The 17,170-nt window shown below is 36.2% G+C and carries 12 protein-coding genes, 2 tRNA genes and 1 riboswitch; of the genes, 13 read left to right on the top strand and 1 reads right to left on the bottom strand.

The window, feature by feature from the left end; genetic code table 11:
• Positions 1-2 precede the first annotated feature (2 nt).
• A complete protein-coding gene (gyrA, locus tag HMPREF2706_RS04955; protein ID WP_037550842.1) occupies positions 3-2,675 on the top strand; it encodes a DNA gyrase subunit A in 2,673 nt (890 codons plus the stop codon).
• A 177-nt stretch (positions 2,676-2,852) separates the two neighbouring features.
• Here gyrA and HMPREF2706_RS04950 read toward each other — a convergent pair whose 3' ends face one another.
• A complete protein-coding gene (locus HMPREF2706_RS04950; protein WP_030062309.1) occupies positions 2,853-3,665 on the bottom strand; it encodes an NAD(P)H-hydrate dehydratase in 813 nt (270 codons plus the stop codon).
• Between the two features lie 415 nt (positions 3,666-4,080).
• Between HMPREF2706_RS04950 and hutH the strand changes: the two genes are divergently transcribed.
• The 12 genes from hutH to HMPREF2706_RS04890 all read left to right on the top strand — a co-directional run bounded on the left by hutH (position 4,081) and on the right by HMPREF2706_RS04890 (position 16,884).
• Entirely contained in the window at positions 4,081-5,586 is a 1,506-nt protein-coding gene (hutH, locus tag HMPREF2706_RS04945; RefSeq protein WP_002434518.1) for a histidine ammonia-lyase, read from the top strand.
• Between the two features lie 373 nt (positions 5,587-5,959).
• Positions 5,960-7,246: a serine--tRNA ligase gene (gene serS, locus HMPREF2706_RS04940; protein ID WP_002434130.1), complete on the top strand. Its 1,287-nt coding sequence runs from the start codon at positions 5,960-5,962 to the stop codon at positions 7,244-7,246.
• Positions 7,247-7,581: 335 nt separating this feature from the next.
• Entirely contained in the window at positions 7,582-8,274 is a 693-nt protein-coding gene (locus HMPREF2706_RS04935; protein WP_002434554.1) for an AzlC family ABC transporter permease, read from the top strand.
• Positions 8,271-8,600, top strand: coding sequence for an AzlD domain-containing protein (locus HMPREF2706_RS04930; RefSeq protein WP_030062311.1), 330 nt, complete (start codon positions 8,271-8,273; stop codon positions 8,598-8,600). The genes HMPREF2706_RS04935 and HMPREF2706_RS04930 overlap by 4 nt, the downstream gene beginning before the upstream one ends.
• Before the next feature lie 125 nt (positions 8,601-8,725).
• A riboswitch (SAM riboswitch) is annotated at positions 8,726-8,826 on the top strand.
• Between the two features lie 65 nt (positions 8,827-8,891).
• Positions 8,892-9,860, top strand: coding sequence for a homoserine O-acetyltransferase MetX (locus tag HMPREF2706_RS04925; RefSeq protein WP_030062313.1), 969 nt, complete (start codon positions 8,892-8,894; stop codon positions 9,858-9,860).
• A 153-nt stretch (positions 9,861-10,013) separates the two neighbouring features.
• A complete protein-coding gene (locus tag HMPREF2706_RS04920; protein ID WP_030062315.1) occupies positions 10,014-10,940 on the top strand; it encodes a YybS family protein in 927 nt (308 codons plus the stop codon).
• 29 nt (positions 10,941-10,969) lie between these two features.
• Positions 10,970-12,937, top strand: coding sequence for a DHH family phosphoesterase (locus HMPREF2706_RS04915; RefSeq protein WP_064212313.1), 1,968 nt, complete (start codon positions 10,970-10,972; stop codon positions 12,935-12,937).
• Positions 12,934-13,380: a 50S ribosomal protein L9 gene (rplI, locus tag HMPREF2706_RS04910; RefSeq protein ID WP_002434521.1), complete on the top strand. Its 447-nt coding sequence runs from the start codon at positions 12,934-12,936 to the stop codon at positions 13,378-13,380. The genes HMPREF2706_RS04915 and rplI overlap by 4 nt, the downstream gene beginning before the upstream one ends.
• 48 nt (positions 13,381-13,428) lie before the next feature.
• A complete protein-coding gene (dnaB, locus tag HMPREF2706_RS04905) occupies positions 13,429-14,829 on the top strand; it encodes a replicative DNA helicase (protein WP_002434020.1) in 1,401 nt (466 codons plus the stop codon).
• Positions 14,830-15,107: 278 nt separating this feature from the next.
• The gene (locus tag HMPREF2706_RS04900; RefSeq protein WP_002434422.1) at positions 15,108-16,391 is read left to right on the top strand and encodes an adenylosuccinate synthase; all 1,284 of its coding nucleotides are present in this window, start codon (positions 15,108-15,110) and stop codon (positions 16,389-16,391) included.
• A gap of 273 nt (positions 16,392-16,664) precedes the next feature.
• A tRNA-Glu gene (locus tag HMPREF2706_RS04895) sits at positions 16,665-16,736 on the top strand.
• Positions 16,737-16,795: 59 nt separating this feature from the next.
• Positions 16,796-16,884 (top strand) — tRNA-Ser (locus HMPREF2706_RS04890).
• The last annotated feature ends 286 nt before the right edge of the window (positions 16,885-17,170 follow it).

The raw sequence follows: 17,170 nt of genomic DNA, 5'->3' as shown, positions 1-17,170 counted from the left end.
TGATGGCTGAATTACCTCAATCAAGAATTAATGAACGAAATATAACCAGTGAAATGCGTGAATCATTCTTAGACTATGCCATGAGTGTTATCGTGTCACGTGCATTACCTGATGTTAGAGATGGTTTAAAGCCAGTGCACCGTCGTATATTATATGGTCTGAATGAACAAGGTATGACACCAGATAAACCATATAAGAAATCTGCACGTATTGTTGGGGACGTTATGGGTAAATATCACCCACATGGTGACTCTTCAATATACGAAGCCATGGTAAGAATGGCACAAGACTTCAGTTACCGTTATCCTCTTGTAGATGGTCAAGGTAACTTTGGTTCAATGGATGGTGATGGCGCAGCAGCAATGCGTTATACCGAAGCACGTATGACTAAGATTACGTTAGAACTTTTACGTGATATCAACAAAGATACAATTGATTTTATCGACAACTATGATGGTAATGAAAGAGAGCCGTCAGTCTTACCTGCACGCTTCCCAAACCTTTTAGTTAACGGTGCTGCAGGGATTGCCGTAGGTATGGCTACTAATATTCCTCCTCACAATTTAACAGAAGTCATTGATGGTGTATTAAGTTTAAGTAAGAATCCTGATATCACGATCAATGAATTGATGGAAGATATTCAAGGTCCTGACTTTCCGACTGCAGGTCTTATTTTAGGAAAAAGTGGTATCCGCCGTGCATATGAAACAGGTCGTGGTTCTATCCAAATGCGTTCACGTGCAGAGATTGAAGAACGCGGTGGTGGACGTCAACGTATCGTAGTAACTGAAATACCATTCCAAGTTAATAAAGCACGTATGATTGAGAAAATTGCTGAACTTGTTAGAGATAAAAAAATCGATGGTATTACCGACTTACGAGATGAAACAAGTTTACGTACAGGTGTTAGAATCGTTATTGACGTACGTAAAGATGCGAATGCAAGCGTTATTCTTAACAACTTATACAAACAAACACCGTTACAAACATCATTCGGTGTAAATATGATTGCCTTAGTTAATGGCAGACCTAAGTTAATTAACTTAAAAGAAGCATTAATTCACTACTTAGAGCATCAAAAAACAGTTGTAAGACGACGCACTGAGTACAATTTAAGAAAAGCTAAAGACCGTGCGCATATTCTAGAAGGTTTAAGAATAGCTCTAGATCATATTGATGAAATTATCACGACAATTCGTGAATCAGAAACAGATAAAATCGCGATGGAAAGCTTACAAGAACGCTTTAAGCTATCTGAACGTCAAGCACAAGCTATCTTAGATATGCGTTTAAGACGTTTAACAGGTTTAGAACGCGATAAGATTGAATCTGAATATAATGAATTACTTGAATACATTAAAGAATTAGAAGAAATTCTAGCTGATGAAGAAGTATTATTACAATTGGTTCGTGATGAACTCTCTGAAATCAAAGAACGATTTGGAGATGAACGTCGTACTGAAATTCAATTAGGTGGATTAGACGATATTGAAGATGAAGATTTAATCCCAGAAGAACAAATTGTAATTACTTTAAGTCATAATAATTATATTAAACGATTACCTGTTTCTACATATCGTTCACAAAACCGTGGCGGACGTGGTGTACAAGGTATGAACACACTTGAAGAAGATTTCGTGAGTCAGTTAGTTACTTTAAGTACACATGATAACGTGCTCTTCTTCACGAATAAAGGTCGAGTATATAAACTTAAAGGTTATGAAGTTCCTGAGCTGTCTCGTCAATCTAAAGGTATCCCAGTCGTTAACGCGATAGAACTTGAGAATGACGAAACGATAAGTACGATGATTGCGGTTAAAGATCTTGAAAGTGAAGAACATTACCTTGTATTTGCTACAAAACGAGGTATTGTTAAACGTTCAGCGTTAAGTAATTTCTCACGTATTAATAAGAACGGTAAAATCGCAATAGGCTTCAAAGAAGACGATGAACTAATAGCCGTACGCTTAACAACTGGTAATGAAGATATACTTATCGGTACATCGCACGCATCACTTATTCGCTTCCCTGAATCTGCCTTACGTCCTCTAGGTCGTACAGCAGCAGGTGTGAAAGGTATCACACTACGTGAAGGCGACGTGGTTGTAGGTTTAGATGTGGCTCACGCAGAAAGTGAAGATGAAGTTCTAGTTGTTACTGAAAATGGCTACGGTAAACGTACACCAGTAGATGAATACCGATTATCTAATCGTGGTGGTAAAGGTATTAAAACAGCAACTATTACTGAACGTAACGGTAATATCGTTTGTATCACAACAGTCACTGGTGAAGAAGACTTAATGGTTGTTACCAATGCAGGTGTGATTATTCGCTTAGATGTGGAAGATATCTCTCAAAATGGTCGTGCTGCACAAGGTGTACGTCTAATGAGATTAGGCGAAGGTCAATTTGTTTCAACAGTTGCTAAAGTTAAAGAGGAAGAAGATAATCAAGCAGACTCAGATGATACTGATGCGAGCGAGACAGCAACTGAAGAAGTTATTGATGACCAAACACCTGGTAATGCTATTCATACAGAAGAAGCCGAAGATGTAACTAATGAAGAAACAGATGATAACGCTAATGATGATAGAATCGATGTTCGACAAGACTTTATGGATCGTGTAAATGAAGATATTGAAAGTGCTTCAGACGACGATGATGACAACGAATAATAGATATTAAAGCAGGTTCTCGCTATATAGTGAGAACCTGTTAATTTTTAGACTACCCTGCTTGAGGGTAGTCTTTTTTATTATAAAAAAAGCACACCAGCAATAGGTATTCACAATAAGTGAACAACTTTGAGGTGTGCATCGTAAATAGTATTTAATATATAACGTGTCTATAACTTAACCTTCCAATTGTTTCATAACATAAGGAATTTCACTGATTAAACGAGAAGGTGGTACGACATACATAGACTCAGATAATTTCTCTCCAATATAACTATGTGTGTAAGTCGCACTTGTAACGGCATCTTTAAGACTATCAAATTGACCAACGAAGCTTGTAATCATACCAGCAAGTGTATCTCCCATACCACCAGTAGCCATTGCTGGTGTACCGATAGATAATTTGTAAGCATCATCTTTAAAGTAAATTTCAGTACCATGTTGTTTTAAAACGACAGTAGCACCTAAGTTATTAACAGCTTCACGATTACGTTCATATGTTTGTTCTTCGATAGGAATCCCACTTAAACGTTCCCATTCTTTTTGATGAGGAGTGAAAATCACACGACATGTAGGAATTTGAGGTTTCAATTTACTAAATATGATGATTGCATCTCCATCTACAATAAGATTTTGGTGTGGTTGAATATTTTGTAGTAAAAACGTAATCGCATTATTACCTTTGAAGTCCACACCTAATCCAGGCCCGATTAAGATACTATCGGTAGCTTCGATCATTTTAGTTAGCATCTTCGTATCATTGATATCAATTACCATTGCTTCTGGGCAACGTGAATGTAATGCTGCATGATTATTAGGATGTGTTGCGACTGTAATTAATCCACTACCACTATAGACGCATGCGCGCGCAGCAAGCATAATTGCGCCACCCATATTGGCAGAACCACCAATTAATAAAATCTTACCATAATCGCCTTTATGCGTTTCATCTTTTCTTATAGGAATGTTAACTGTATCTAACGTTTCCATAATGACATAACCTCCGTTAAAAAACTCACTTCTCGCATCTCGTACACAAGACATCCGACCGTCTTAAATTTCACTTTATAAATTGTTGTGTACATCCATTTTTAAGAAATTAAAGTCCTTTAAAATTGCCCAATCTCTTTTAAATACAATAGAAAATACTATACCTGTAATACTCTTTAGTCAATAGCTATTTTAGAAATTTAATAATGAATACCTCTATCCGCACAAAATATCAAAAATACCATTTCCATCTACCTTATTAAAATAATAAATAATAATATTCCTATTTCTTTAACCTGTTAAATTATTACATTGATAATGCATTATAAAAAGTGCAAAAAGTGTTGTTAATATAAAAATGAAAACGTATACTTTCCTGTAATGGGGTTAAAATTTAAACAAAGGGGTTGTTTATATGACATTAATTTTAGATGGAGAGGCTTTGACTATTAAGGAAATTAAGACGTTTTTAAGCCAAGACTTACAAATTGATATTTCAGAGGATGCCATTGAACGAGTGACGAAAAGTCGCCAAGTCGTTGAACGTATCATACAGAATAAAGAAACAATCTATGGTATCACAACTGGCTTCGGTCTATTTAGTGATGTTTTAATCGATCCAGGTCAATATAACGAATTACAAGTCAATCTCATTCGTTCACATGCATGTGGTATCGGGAAACCATTTTCAGAAGAAGTGGCATTAGTCATGATGGTGTTGCGCTTAAATACATTATTGAAGGGGCATTCAGGTGCGACACTTGAGTTAGTTGAACAATTAAAATTCTTCATTAACGAACGTATTATTCCAGTGATTCCGCAACAAGGTTCATTAGGGGCATCAGGGGATTTAGCGCCTCTATCACATCTTGCACTTGCACTCATTGGTGAGGGTGACGTTTATTATAACAATGAACAAGTCGACAGTCGCTACGTCCTTAATGAGTTAGGACGTGAACCGTTAAAACTACAAGCTAAAGAAGGCTTGGCACTTATCAATGGGACACAAGCAATGACAGCTCAAGGTGTGATTAATTTCATTGAGGCAGAGGATTTAGGTTATCAAGTGGAATGGATTGCTTCACTCACGCATCAAGCTTTAAATGGTATTACAGATGCGTATAATCATAACGTGCACAAAGTCCGGAATATTAAAGAACAAGTAGATGTGGCAGCACGCATGCTTAACTGGCTTGAAGATTCACAGCTTACGACACGCCAAGCTGAATTACGAGTGCAGGACGCTTATAGTTTACGTTGTATTCCTCAAATCCATGGTGCAAGTTTCCAAGTGTTCAATTATGTAAGAGAAAAATTAGAATTTGAGATGAATGCAGCTAATGATAATCCTCTTATCTTCGATGAGGATGATGAAACATTAGTGATTTCAGGTGGTAACTTCCACGGTCAACCAGTCGCACTTGCATTAGACCATCTAAAATTAGGCGTGAGTGAATTAGCCAACGTTGCAGAGCGACGTCTAGAACGTTTGATTAATCCTCAATTAAATGGAGATTTACCTGCATTTTTAAGTCCTGAGCCAGGGTTACAAAGTGGCGCTATGATTATGCAATATGCTGCTGCAAGCCTTGTCTCTGAAAATAAAACCCTCGCACACCCAGCGAGTGTAGATTCAATTCCATCTTCAGCAAACCAAGAAGATCATGTATCAATGGGCACAATCGCTTCAAGACATGGTTACCAAATGATTGAGAATACACGTCGTGTGATTGCGATTGAATGTGTCATCGCATTGCAAGCTGTGGAATTAAAAGGTGTAGATAAATTATCTCCTAAAACACGTGAGAAATATGAAGAATATCGTAAAATCGTGCCTTCAATCAATCAAGATCGACAATTCCACAAAGATATCGAAGCGGTAGCGCAGTATCTAAAAGATGATGCTTATCACAGAGCATAAATACGAGGTAGTTTACACACATTTACATTTACTTGAAAAGTTAAAAAGACTTTGCTATATTAAAAATAACTTAATAAAACATTGTTCGTAGGCTAAGTAGCATTAACCGGACGATTTCAGAGAACTTGTGGTTAGTGAGAACAAGCAATCGACTTTGATGTGAATCTACCTACTTTATGAGAGCAATCGGTAATAACCGTTATTTTAGTTAAGTGCAGTTTAGAATAAGTGATTCAACGTTTATTTTAAATTGTTAAATAGGGTGGCAACGCGTAGACCACGTCCCTTGTCTGGGATGTGGTCTTTTTTTATGATTTTATACATACGTGCCCCCATTAAATCTATATTTTATTTGGGAAAGGATGAAGGTTACATGTTAGATATTCGTTTATTTAGAAATGAACCAGAAAAAGTTAAGAGCAAAATTGAATTAAGAGGAGACGATCCTAAGGTCGTTGACGAAGTTTTAGAATTAGATGAACAACGACGTCAATTAATCAGTAAAACTGAAGAAATGAAAGCAAGACGTAATAAAGTCAGTGAAGAAATCGCTCAGAAGAAACGTAATAAAGAAGATGCTGATGACGTTATTGCAGAAATGCGTAACTTAGGTGATGAAATTAAAGAAAACGATGCTAAATTAAATGAAGTTGATAATAAAGTAAGAGATATTTTAATCCGTATTCCAAACTTAATTAACGACGATGTACCTCAAGGGGATTCAGATGAAGAAAACGTTGAATTGAAAAAATGGGGTACACCACGTGAATTTGATTTCGAACCAAAAGCACATTGGGACTTAGTTGAAGAACTAAAAATGGCAGACTTCGAACGTGCTGCTAAAGTATCTGGTGCGCGTTTCGTTTACTTAACTAAAGATGGTGCATTATTAGAACGTGCATTAATGAACTATATGATTACGAAACATACAACTCAACATGGTTACACAGAAATGATGACACCTCAATTAGTGAATGCAGATACTATGTTTGGTACAGGTCAACTTCCTAAATTCGAAGAAGATTTATTTAAAGTTGAAAAAGAAGGCCTATACACAATTCCAACAGCAGAAGTACCTTTAACAAACTTCTACAGAGATGAAATCATTCAACCAGGAGTGTTACCTGAAAAATTCACTGGGCAAACGGCATGTTTCCGTAGTGAAGCGGGTTCAGCTGGTAGAGATACAAGAGGATTAATTCGTTTACACCAATTCGATAAAGTTGAAATGGTTCGTATCGAAAAACCTGAAGATTCTTGGGATGCTTTAGAAGATATGACTAAAAATGCTGAATCAATTTTAGAAGAATTAGGATTACCATATCGTCGAGTTATCTTATGTACAGGCGACATTGGCTTCAGCGCTAGTAAAACATATGACCTAGAGGTATGGTTACCAAGCTACAATGATTATAAAGAAATTAGTTCTTGCTCAAACTGTACTGATTTCCAAGCACGTCGTGCTAACATTCGCTTTAAACGTGATAACTCAGCTAAACCAGAATTAGCTCATACATTAAATGGTAGTGGTTTAGCCGTAGGTCGTACATTTGCAGCTATCGTTGAAAATTATCAAAATGAAGACGGTACAATCACAATTCCTGAAGCATTAGTTCCATTCATGGGTGGAAAAACTAAAATTTCTAAACCTACAAAATAATAACTTAGAATAGGCTAAATAATTACTACAATACAACGATGAATGACTCAATTAATTATTTGAACTGTCGATAAGATCTTAACGATTTTGTCGACAGTTTTTTTGTTGAACAGGGTAGGGGAAGAGAAATGATTCAACTTCAAATCTTCAAAAATGAGAGGGATGTCTAAAAGAAGAAACAAAATTCTGAAATTTTATAATCGTTGTAGTTACAACTATTTGACTATGATGTTTGTCTTACTTCACACAAACCGAAGTCTAAAAATATTGAACAACTTTTCCAAATATAATAGACTTATTTTACTATTTTAGAAAGTGGAATGGAGGCTGATCAAATGACCCATCTTTCATTTAAGCAAGGGGTAAAAGAATGTATTCCTACTTTATTTGGATACGCCGGAGTAGGTTTATCATTTGGTATCGTTGCAGCCTCTCAAAACTTTAGTATCTTAGAAATTATTTTATTATGTCTCATTATTTACGCCGGTGCCGCACAATTTATTGTTTGCGCTTTAGCGATTACAGGTACTCCAATATCTGCTATCGTGTTGACCACACTTATCGTTAACTCACGTATGTTTCTATTAAGTATGACTTTGGCGCCTAATTATAAACAATATGGATTATGGAATAGGGTAGGTCTCGGTACATTATTAACCGATGAAACCTTCGGAGTTGCCATTACGCCATATATTAAAGGTGAAAAGATTAATGATCGTTGGCTTCATGGTCTTAATATCACAGCATATCTTTTTTGGACTATTTCGTGTGTGGCCGGCGCCCTTTTCGGCAAATATATTTCTAATCCTAATGCACTTGGATTAGACTATGCGATTACTGCAATGTTCATTTTCCTAGGTATATCTCAATTTGAGTCAGTGAAGAAATCAAGATTTCGTATATATATAATTTTAATTATCTGTGTAATCACAATGATGCTTCTTTTAAGTTTAGTGATGCCTTCATATGTAGCAATATTAATAGCCGCAACATTCGCTGCAGCCTTAGGGGTGGTGATGGATAAATGACAACAGATTTACACACACTGATACTTATTATTTTATGTGGAATTGTAACGTTACTCGTTCGAATTATTCCCTTTATGATGATATCTAGAGTTCATTTACCTGAAATTGTCGTTAAATGGCTTTCATTTATTCCTATCACATTATTTACCGCACTTGTCATTGATGGCGTCATACAACAACACGATAACACCTTTGGATATACGCTCAATTTGTCATATATTATTGCGATTATACCAACAGTACTCCTTGCCATTTTCACACGTAGCCTTACTATCACAATAATTGGAGGTATTATTACTATCGCTTGTTTACGTTTAATCTTTTAACTCCTGAAAATGACAGCAAAGTATTGAAGTCATAAACCATTTTAGTTAATATTATATTAATTAGAAAATTCAGACTATTTAAGATTGAAATTTAATCAACATCAATATACAAATCAATTCAACAAATCTTATTTCGAGAAGCTGAGGGAATTGGCCCGACGATGCTTCAGCAACCGACTAATGATAGCACGGTGCTACAACCAACGAGAATCTCGAATGATAAGTACTGACCAGCTTCCTACTTTTTCATTTGAGTAGGAAGCTTTTTTGTAAGAGGAGGTAGCGTTAACGATGACGAATTACAGAGTAGATACGTTAGAATTAGGGACATTTACAACTGAATCAGGAGAAACCATTAATAATTTAAAATTACGCTATGAACACGTTGGATATAAAGGTCAACCATTAGTTGTTGTTTGTCACGCATTAACAGGTAATCACTTAACTTATGGAACAGACGAGAAACATGGATGGTGGCGTGAAATTATAGATGGTGGTTATATTCCACGTCATGATTATCAATTTCTAACTTTCAACGTTATTGGTAGTCCCTTTGGTTCAAGTTCCAAACTTAATGACCCTAATTTTCCACAGCATCTTACATTACGAGATATTGTTAAAGCGATTGAAAAAGGTATCAAAGCACTAGACTTCGATAAGATAAACATCCTAATTGGAGCAAGTCTAGGTGGTATGCAAGCAATGGAATTGCTGTATAATAATCAATTTCAAATCGACAAAGCCATTATTCTCGCAGCAACTGGTAAAACGTCATCATACAGTCGTGCTTTCAACGAGATCGCCCGACAAGCAATTCATCTTGGTGGGAAGGAAGGCTTAAGTATCGCTCGACAACTTGGCTTCTTAACATACCGCTCCTCTAAAAGTTATGACCAACGATTTACACCAGATGAAGTTGTAACGTATCAACAATATCAAGGAAATAAATTCAAGAAAAACTTTGATTTACAATGTTATTTAACACTGCTCGACGTCTTAGATAGTCACAATATTGATAGAGGACGAGATGATGTTGATGAAGTCTATCAATCATTAGATACAAAAGTTCTAACGATGGGGTTTATAGATGATTTACTTTATCCAGATGATCAAGTAAGAGCAGTCGGAGAGAGATTTAAATATCATCGCCATTTCTTTGTGCCAGATAATGTAGGACATGACGGCTTCCTTCTAAACTTTAACGATTGGGCTCCAAACCTCTACCATTTCTTGAACTTAAAACAATTTAAAAGGAAATAAACACAGCTATATTTAGACATACTAAACTTTGGCTAAGCAAAGTAAGTATGTCTTTAGCATAAGTGCTACTAATTAATGACGAAGTCATTAAAAGTAGCGCTTTATTGTTAATTTTTGGCAAAGAGGTTAAAATAGAAGTTATAGTCAAAAAGTATGGGAGTGGCGTGTGTGTTTTCAAAAATACAACCTAAAGCAACTATTATTGCAACTATTTCATTACTGATAGTCGCTTTAGTAACACATGTATTACCTATTCTCGGCTTAATTTTATGTTTATTTGCAACGATTCCTGGCATCGTGCTATGGAACCGCTCTGTACAATCATTTGGAATTAGCGCTTTAGTAACAGTGATTCTGACAACGTTATTAGGTAATACATTTGTCTTAAGTATGATGGTACTTATCTTAATTTTAAGTTTTATCATCGGTCAATTACTTAAGGAAAGAACTTCAAAAGAAAGAATTCTTTATGTTTCAACGGTTTCATTGAGTTTAATAACATTGATTGGATTCATGTTATTACAAACATTCGAAAAAATTCCAAAAGCAGCCGTATTAATTAAGCCATTTAAAGATGCGATGTATGATGCCATCTTAACAAGTGGATTAAATTCTAACTATAGACAGATTCTTGAGGAAGGTTTCCGACAATCAACGGTCCAACTCCCTAGTTATCTTATTATAGTCATTTTCCTTTTAATCTTAATTAATCTGATTATTACATTTCCTATCTTACGTAAGTTTAAGGTCGCAACTCCGATCTTTAAGCCATTATTCGCATGGCAAATGAATCGTGTACTATTATGGATTTATCTTATAGTTCTTATTTGTGTAATGTTTGCGAACCAACCAAGTATATTCCAAAGTATCGTCTTGAACTTTGAGGTTGTGTTATCATTAGTGATGTATATCCAAGGTTTAAGCGTTATACATTTCTTCGGTAAAGCTAAGAGATGGCCGAATGCTGTAACGATTTTATTAATGGTGGTGGGGACATTACTTACACCGATGACACATATCGTTGGTTTACTTGGAGTTATTGATTTATGTATTAATTTAAAACGAATTATTAAAAAATGATTATTAACTAAGTGATTAGAGGTGGAAGAATGAACCGTCAATCCACTAAAAAAGCATTGCTCATACCTTTTATACTCATGGTACTTACAGCCATTGCATTAGTCATCGTATGGTTTATTTTCAACCAAATCGTCGCTGGCATTGCTGCAGCAATCCTCGTCGTGATGATTATTATTAGTGGCGTGTTATTGAGACAAGCTTTTCTTAAAATGGATAATTATGTGGATGATTTAAGTGGTCACATCTCGGCAAGTAGCAATAAAGCAATCAAACATTTGCCGATTGGGATGATTGTGTTAGATGAAGATAACCACATTGAATGGATGAACCAATTCATGACAGAACACGTTGAAACTAATGTGATTTCTGAAAATGTAAACGAAGTCTTTCCTAACATATTGAAACAATTAGAAAAAGTACAAGAAGTAGAAATTGAACATAACAATTATCATTACCATGTGCGATATTCAGAGAATGAACATTGTTTATATTTCTTTGATATCACAGAAAGCGTACATACCAACGAGTTGTATGAAGATTCAAAGCCAATTATCGCAACGTTGTTCTTAGACAACTATGACGAGATTACGCAGAATATGAACGATACACAACGTTCAGAAATCAACTCAATGGTTACACGTGTCATTAGCAGATGGGCACAAGAATACAATATTTATTTCAAACGTTATAATTCTGATCAATTCGTTGCATATCTTAACCAAAAGATATTAGCAGAACTTGAAGATTCAAACTTTGGAATTTTAAGTCAGTTGAGAGAGAAAAGTGTCGGTTACCGTGCACAACTCACTTTAAGTATCGGTGTCGGTGAAGGTACAGAGAACCTTATTGACCTAGGGGATTTATCTCAATCTGGTTTAGACTTAGCACTCGGTCGAGGAGGCGACCAAGTAGCCATTAAAAATATGAATGGTAACGTTCGCTTCTACGGTGGTAAGACTGACCCTATGGAGAAACGTACGCGTGTACGTGCCCGAGTAATTTCTCACGCACTTAAAGATATATTAACTGAAGGCGACAAGGTAATTATTATGGGACATAAACGCCCTGATTTAGATGCAATTGGTGCAGCAATTGGTGTCTCACGTTTTGCATTAATGAATAATTTAGAAGCCTTTGTTGTTCTCAATGATTCAGATATTGATCCGACTTTACGTCGTGTCATGGACGAAATTGATAAGAAACCAGAATTGAAAGAACGCTTTGTCACTTCAGATGAAGCTTGGGATATGATGACGTCTAAGACGACAGTCGTTGTCGTGGATACGCACAAGCCTGAAATGGTCTTAGATGAAAATGTCTTAAATAAAGCAAACCGTAAAGTCGTTATTGACCACCACAGACGTGGCGAAAGCTTTATTTCAAACCCACTATTGGTATATATGGAGCCATATGCAAGTTCAACTGCAGAGCTTGTTACTGAATTATTAGAATATCAACCAACTGAACAAAGATTGACACGTTTAGAATCAACAGTCATGTATGCAGGTATTATAGTAGATACTAGAAACTTCACATTAAGAACAGGTTCAAGAACATTTGATGCTGCAAGTTATTTACGTGCGCATGGTGCAGATACAATCTTAACGCAACACTTCTTAAAAGATGATGTAGATACTTATATTAATCGTTCAGAACTTATTAGAACGGTTCAATTACAAGATCATGGCGTAGCAATCGCTCATGGTTCAAATGATAAAATCTACCATCCTGTTACGGTTGCACAAGCAGCCGACGAGTTGTTAAGTTTAGAAGGTATCGAGGCATCTTATGTTGTGGCTAAACGTGAAGATAACCTCATCGGTATCTCTGCACGTTCACTAGGTTCTATCAACGTTCAATTAACGATGGAAGCATTAGGTGGTGGTGGACACCTTACAAATGCTGCCACACAAATTAAAGGTGTCACTATAGAAGATGCTATAGAACAATTACAGCAAGCAATTACAGAACAAATGAGTAGGAGTGAAGATGCATGAAAGTAATTTTCAAACAAGATGTTAAAGGTAAAGGTAAAAAAGGCGAAGTAAAAGACGTACCAGTAGGTTACGCAAACAACTTCTTACTTAAAAACAACTATGCTGTAGAAGCAACTCCTGGTAACTTAAAACAATTAGAACAACAAAATAAACGTGCTGAAGCAGACAGACAACAAGAAATTGATGATGCGAAAGCACTTAAAGAAAAATTAGAAAACATCGAAGTTGAAGTATCAGCTAAAACAGGTGAAGGCGGTAAATTGTTTGGTTCAATCAGTACTAAACAAATTGCCGAAGCATTAAATAAACAACATGATATTAAAATTGATAAACGCAAAATGGACTTACCACATGGTATCCACGCGTTAGGTTATACAAATGTGCCAGTTAAATTAGATAAAGAAGTTGAAGGTACAATTAGAGTACACACAGTAGAACAGTAATTTCGAAAATAACAAAGATGGATTGAAATAAGAGGTGTAAAGCAAACAATGGATGGAATGTATGAGCAAAATCAAATGCCGCATAGCAATGAAGCTGAACAATCTGTCTTAGGTGCCATTATTATAGATCCAGAATTGATTAATACAACTCAGGAAGTCCTCCTTCCTGAGTCGTTTTATAGAGGCGCCCATCAACATATCTTCCGAGCAATGATGCATCTTAATGAAGATAACAAAGAAATCGACGTTGTCACACTTATGGATCAACTATCTAGTGATGGAAGCTTAAGTGAAGCGGGTGGCCCTCAATATCTCGCAGAGCTATCGACTAACGTTCCAACAACGCGAAACGTTCAATATTATACAGATATCGTCTTTAAACACGCGTTAAAACGTAAGTTAATTCAAACGGCAGATAGTATTGCAAATGATGGCTATAATGATGAATTAGAACTAGATACAATCCTAAGTGATGCCGAAAGACGTATCCTTGAACTTTCTTCTACAAGAGAAAGTGACGGGTTTAAAGATATTAGAGATGTCTTAGGACAAGTGTATGAGACTGCCGAAGAACTCGACCAAAATAGTGGTCAAACGCCTGGTATTCCAACAGGTTATCGAGATCTCGACCAAATGACTGCTGGGTTTAACCGTAATGATTTAATCATCTTAGCGGCTCGTCCTTCCGTGGGTAAGACTGCCTTCGCTCTTAATATTGCCCAAAAAGTTGCGACACATGAAGATATGTTTACAGTAGGCATATTCTCGCTTGAGATGGGTGCAGACCAGTTAGCAACGCGTATGATTTGTAGTTCAGGTAACGTAGATTCAAACCGCTTAAGAACTGGTACGATGACAGAAGAAGACTGGAGTCGTTTTACGATTGCAGTTGGTAAATTATCAAAAACTAAGATTTTTATCGATGATACACCAGGTATTCGTATTAATGACTTACGATCTAAATGTCGCCGTCTTAAACAAGAACACGGCTTAGATATGATAGTGATTGACTATCTACAATTAATTCAAGGTAGCGGTTCTCGATTCTCAGACAACCGTCAACAAGAAGTATCAGAAATCTCACGTACACTTAAAGCCATTGCCCGTGAACTAGAATGCCCAGTTATCGCACTGAGTCAGCTTTCACGTGGTGTTGAACAACGTCAGGATAAACGTCCAATGATGAGTGATATTCGTGAATCTGGGTCTATCGAGCAAGACGCTGATATCGTTGCTTTCTTATACCGTGATGATTACTACAATCGTGGCGAGGATGAAGATGATGACGATGATGCAGGCTTTGAGCCACAAACGAATGATGATAACGGTGAAATTGAAATCATAATTGCTAAACAACGTAACGGCCCAACAGGAACTGTGAAACTTCATTTTATGAAACAATATAATAAATTTACAGACATTGATTATGCTCATGCAGAAATGACATAAAATTTATTTTTCCGTACAATAAACTTATTTTTAGTTTTATTGTACGGTTTTTATTTTGTTTTCATTCTTTGCAATCACTTGAAGTATGTATATCATTTTCCGGAAAATGAATTCAAAAGCACTGATAACACAACGATGAAACTGTATAAAAAGTGAAAACAAGATGAATCAATTGCAAACAACTTAAACAAATTTAATGTTCGATTTTTATTTGCAATCTCATAGGCATATTGGTAGAATATCTAATGGTTAAACGAGAAAAACTTGGAGGTGCTCTTATGTCATCAATCGTAGTAGTTGGGACACAATGGGGAGACGAAGGTAAAGGTAAAATCACAGATTTCTTAGCAGAACAAGCAGATGTTATCGCTAGATTCTCAGGTGGTAATAATGCAGGACACACAATTCAATTTGGTGGAGAAACTTACAAATTACATTTGGTACCATCAGGTATCTTTTATAAAGATAAATTAGCAGTTATCGGTAACGGTGTAGTTGTAGATCCAGTAGCATTATTGAAAGAATTAGACGGTTTAAATGAACGTGGTATTTCAACTAACAACTTACGTATCTCTAACCGTGCACAAGTCATCTTACCTTATCACCTAGCTCAAGACGAATATGAAGAACGTCGTCGTGGAGATAATAAAATCGGTACAACTAAAAAAGGTATCGGCCCAGCATACGTAGATAAAGCACAACGTATCGGTATTCGAGTAGCAGACTTATTAGAGAAAGAAACATTCGAACGTCGTCTTAAAGAAAACATTGAATATAAAAATGCTTATTTCAAAGGAATGTTCAACGAAACATGCCCTACGTTTGATGAAATCTTTGACGAGTACTATGCAGCAGGTCAACGCTTAAAAGAATATGTCACTGACACAGCTAAAATCTTAGATGATGCTAACGTTGCAGACGACAAAGTATTATTCGAAGGTGCCCAAGGTGTCATGTTAGACATCGATCACGGTACTTACCCATTCGTTACGTCAAGTAACCCAGTTGCTGGTAATGTCACAGTAGGTACAGGTGTAGGTCCTACATCAGTTTCTAAAGTCATCGGTGTATGTAAATCTTATACGTCACGTGTAGGTGACGGTCCATTCCCTACAGAATTATTCGATGAAGACGGCCATCACATTAGAGAAGTAGGTCGTGAATATGGTACAACAACAGGACGTCCACGCCGTGTAGGTTGGTTCGACTCAGTAGTACTACGTCATTCACGTCGCGTAAGTGGTATTACAGACCTTTCAATCAACTCTATCGACGTTTTAACAGGTTTAGATACAGTTAAGATTTGTACAGCATATGAGTTAGATGGCGAAGAAATCACTGAATACCCAGCTAACTTAGATCAATTAAGACGTTGTAAACCAATCTTCGAAGAACTTCCAGGTTGGACAGAAGATATCACAGGCTGCCGCAGTTTAGAAGAACTCCCTGAAAATGCACGCAAATACTTAGAGCGTATTTCAGAATTATGTGGCGTACACATTTCAATCTTCTCTGTAGGCCCAGACCGTGAACAAACAAACCTATTAGAACAATTATGGTAAAACAAAGGTGTAAAAGAAAGCTGAGATCATTAATGATATCCCAGCTTCAAAGAAGACCGACTTGTTTCATTACAACGAGTCGGTCTTACTTTATTTATATAGAAGAAAGTAGTTGAATACGCGATATGCAATCCCGTTTTAAACGGCGCCATCAACACTTTTATAGCAATATTTCTCATTTATTAACCCTTAAAAAATATTGTTAAATTTATGTAAAAAATAGCTTGTCATGAAAAGATGAGCTATGCTATAATCTATTTTGTGCTTAAGAACGGCTCCTTGGTCAAGCGGTTAAGACACCGCCCTTTCACGGCGGTAACACGGGTTCGAGTCCCGTAGGAGTCATACAAACAGAAGTGAAATATCGCTTCTGTTTTTTTATATCTTAAATAAAATTCAATAGTGGAGAGTTGTCCGAGTTGGCCGAAGGAGCACGCCTGGAAAGTGTGTAGGCGTCACAAGCGTCTCGAGGGTTCGAATCCCTCACTCTCCGTACAAACGCGCTTATAATGGTTTAAATCCATTATAAGCGTTAATTTTTTGCATTCTTTTAAATCCTTTTGTATCAACACTTTGGATGTGTTTTGTAAAATTCTACTTCTGAATAGTTTTTATTCATTTTAAATTTTTAGTCAAATTGTGACTATGAGTATGATAATTAAGCTTTATTATAGTCACAACATTTTCTAATTTAGTCACAGAAAATCTCATTTAAATATTTAACTACTTCTTAATCTTCTTTGTTCTCAAATTCTTTTATTAAGAATCACTTTCTGTGG

The sequence above is a fragment of the Staphylococcus sp. HMSC067F07 genome, assembly GCF_001837405.1.
GTDB lineage: Bacteria > Bacillota > Bacilli > Staphylococcales > Staphylococcaceae > Staphylococcus > Staphylococcus capitis.
This window is presented reverse-complemented; position numbering and strand designations above follow the sequence as displayed.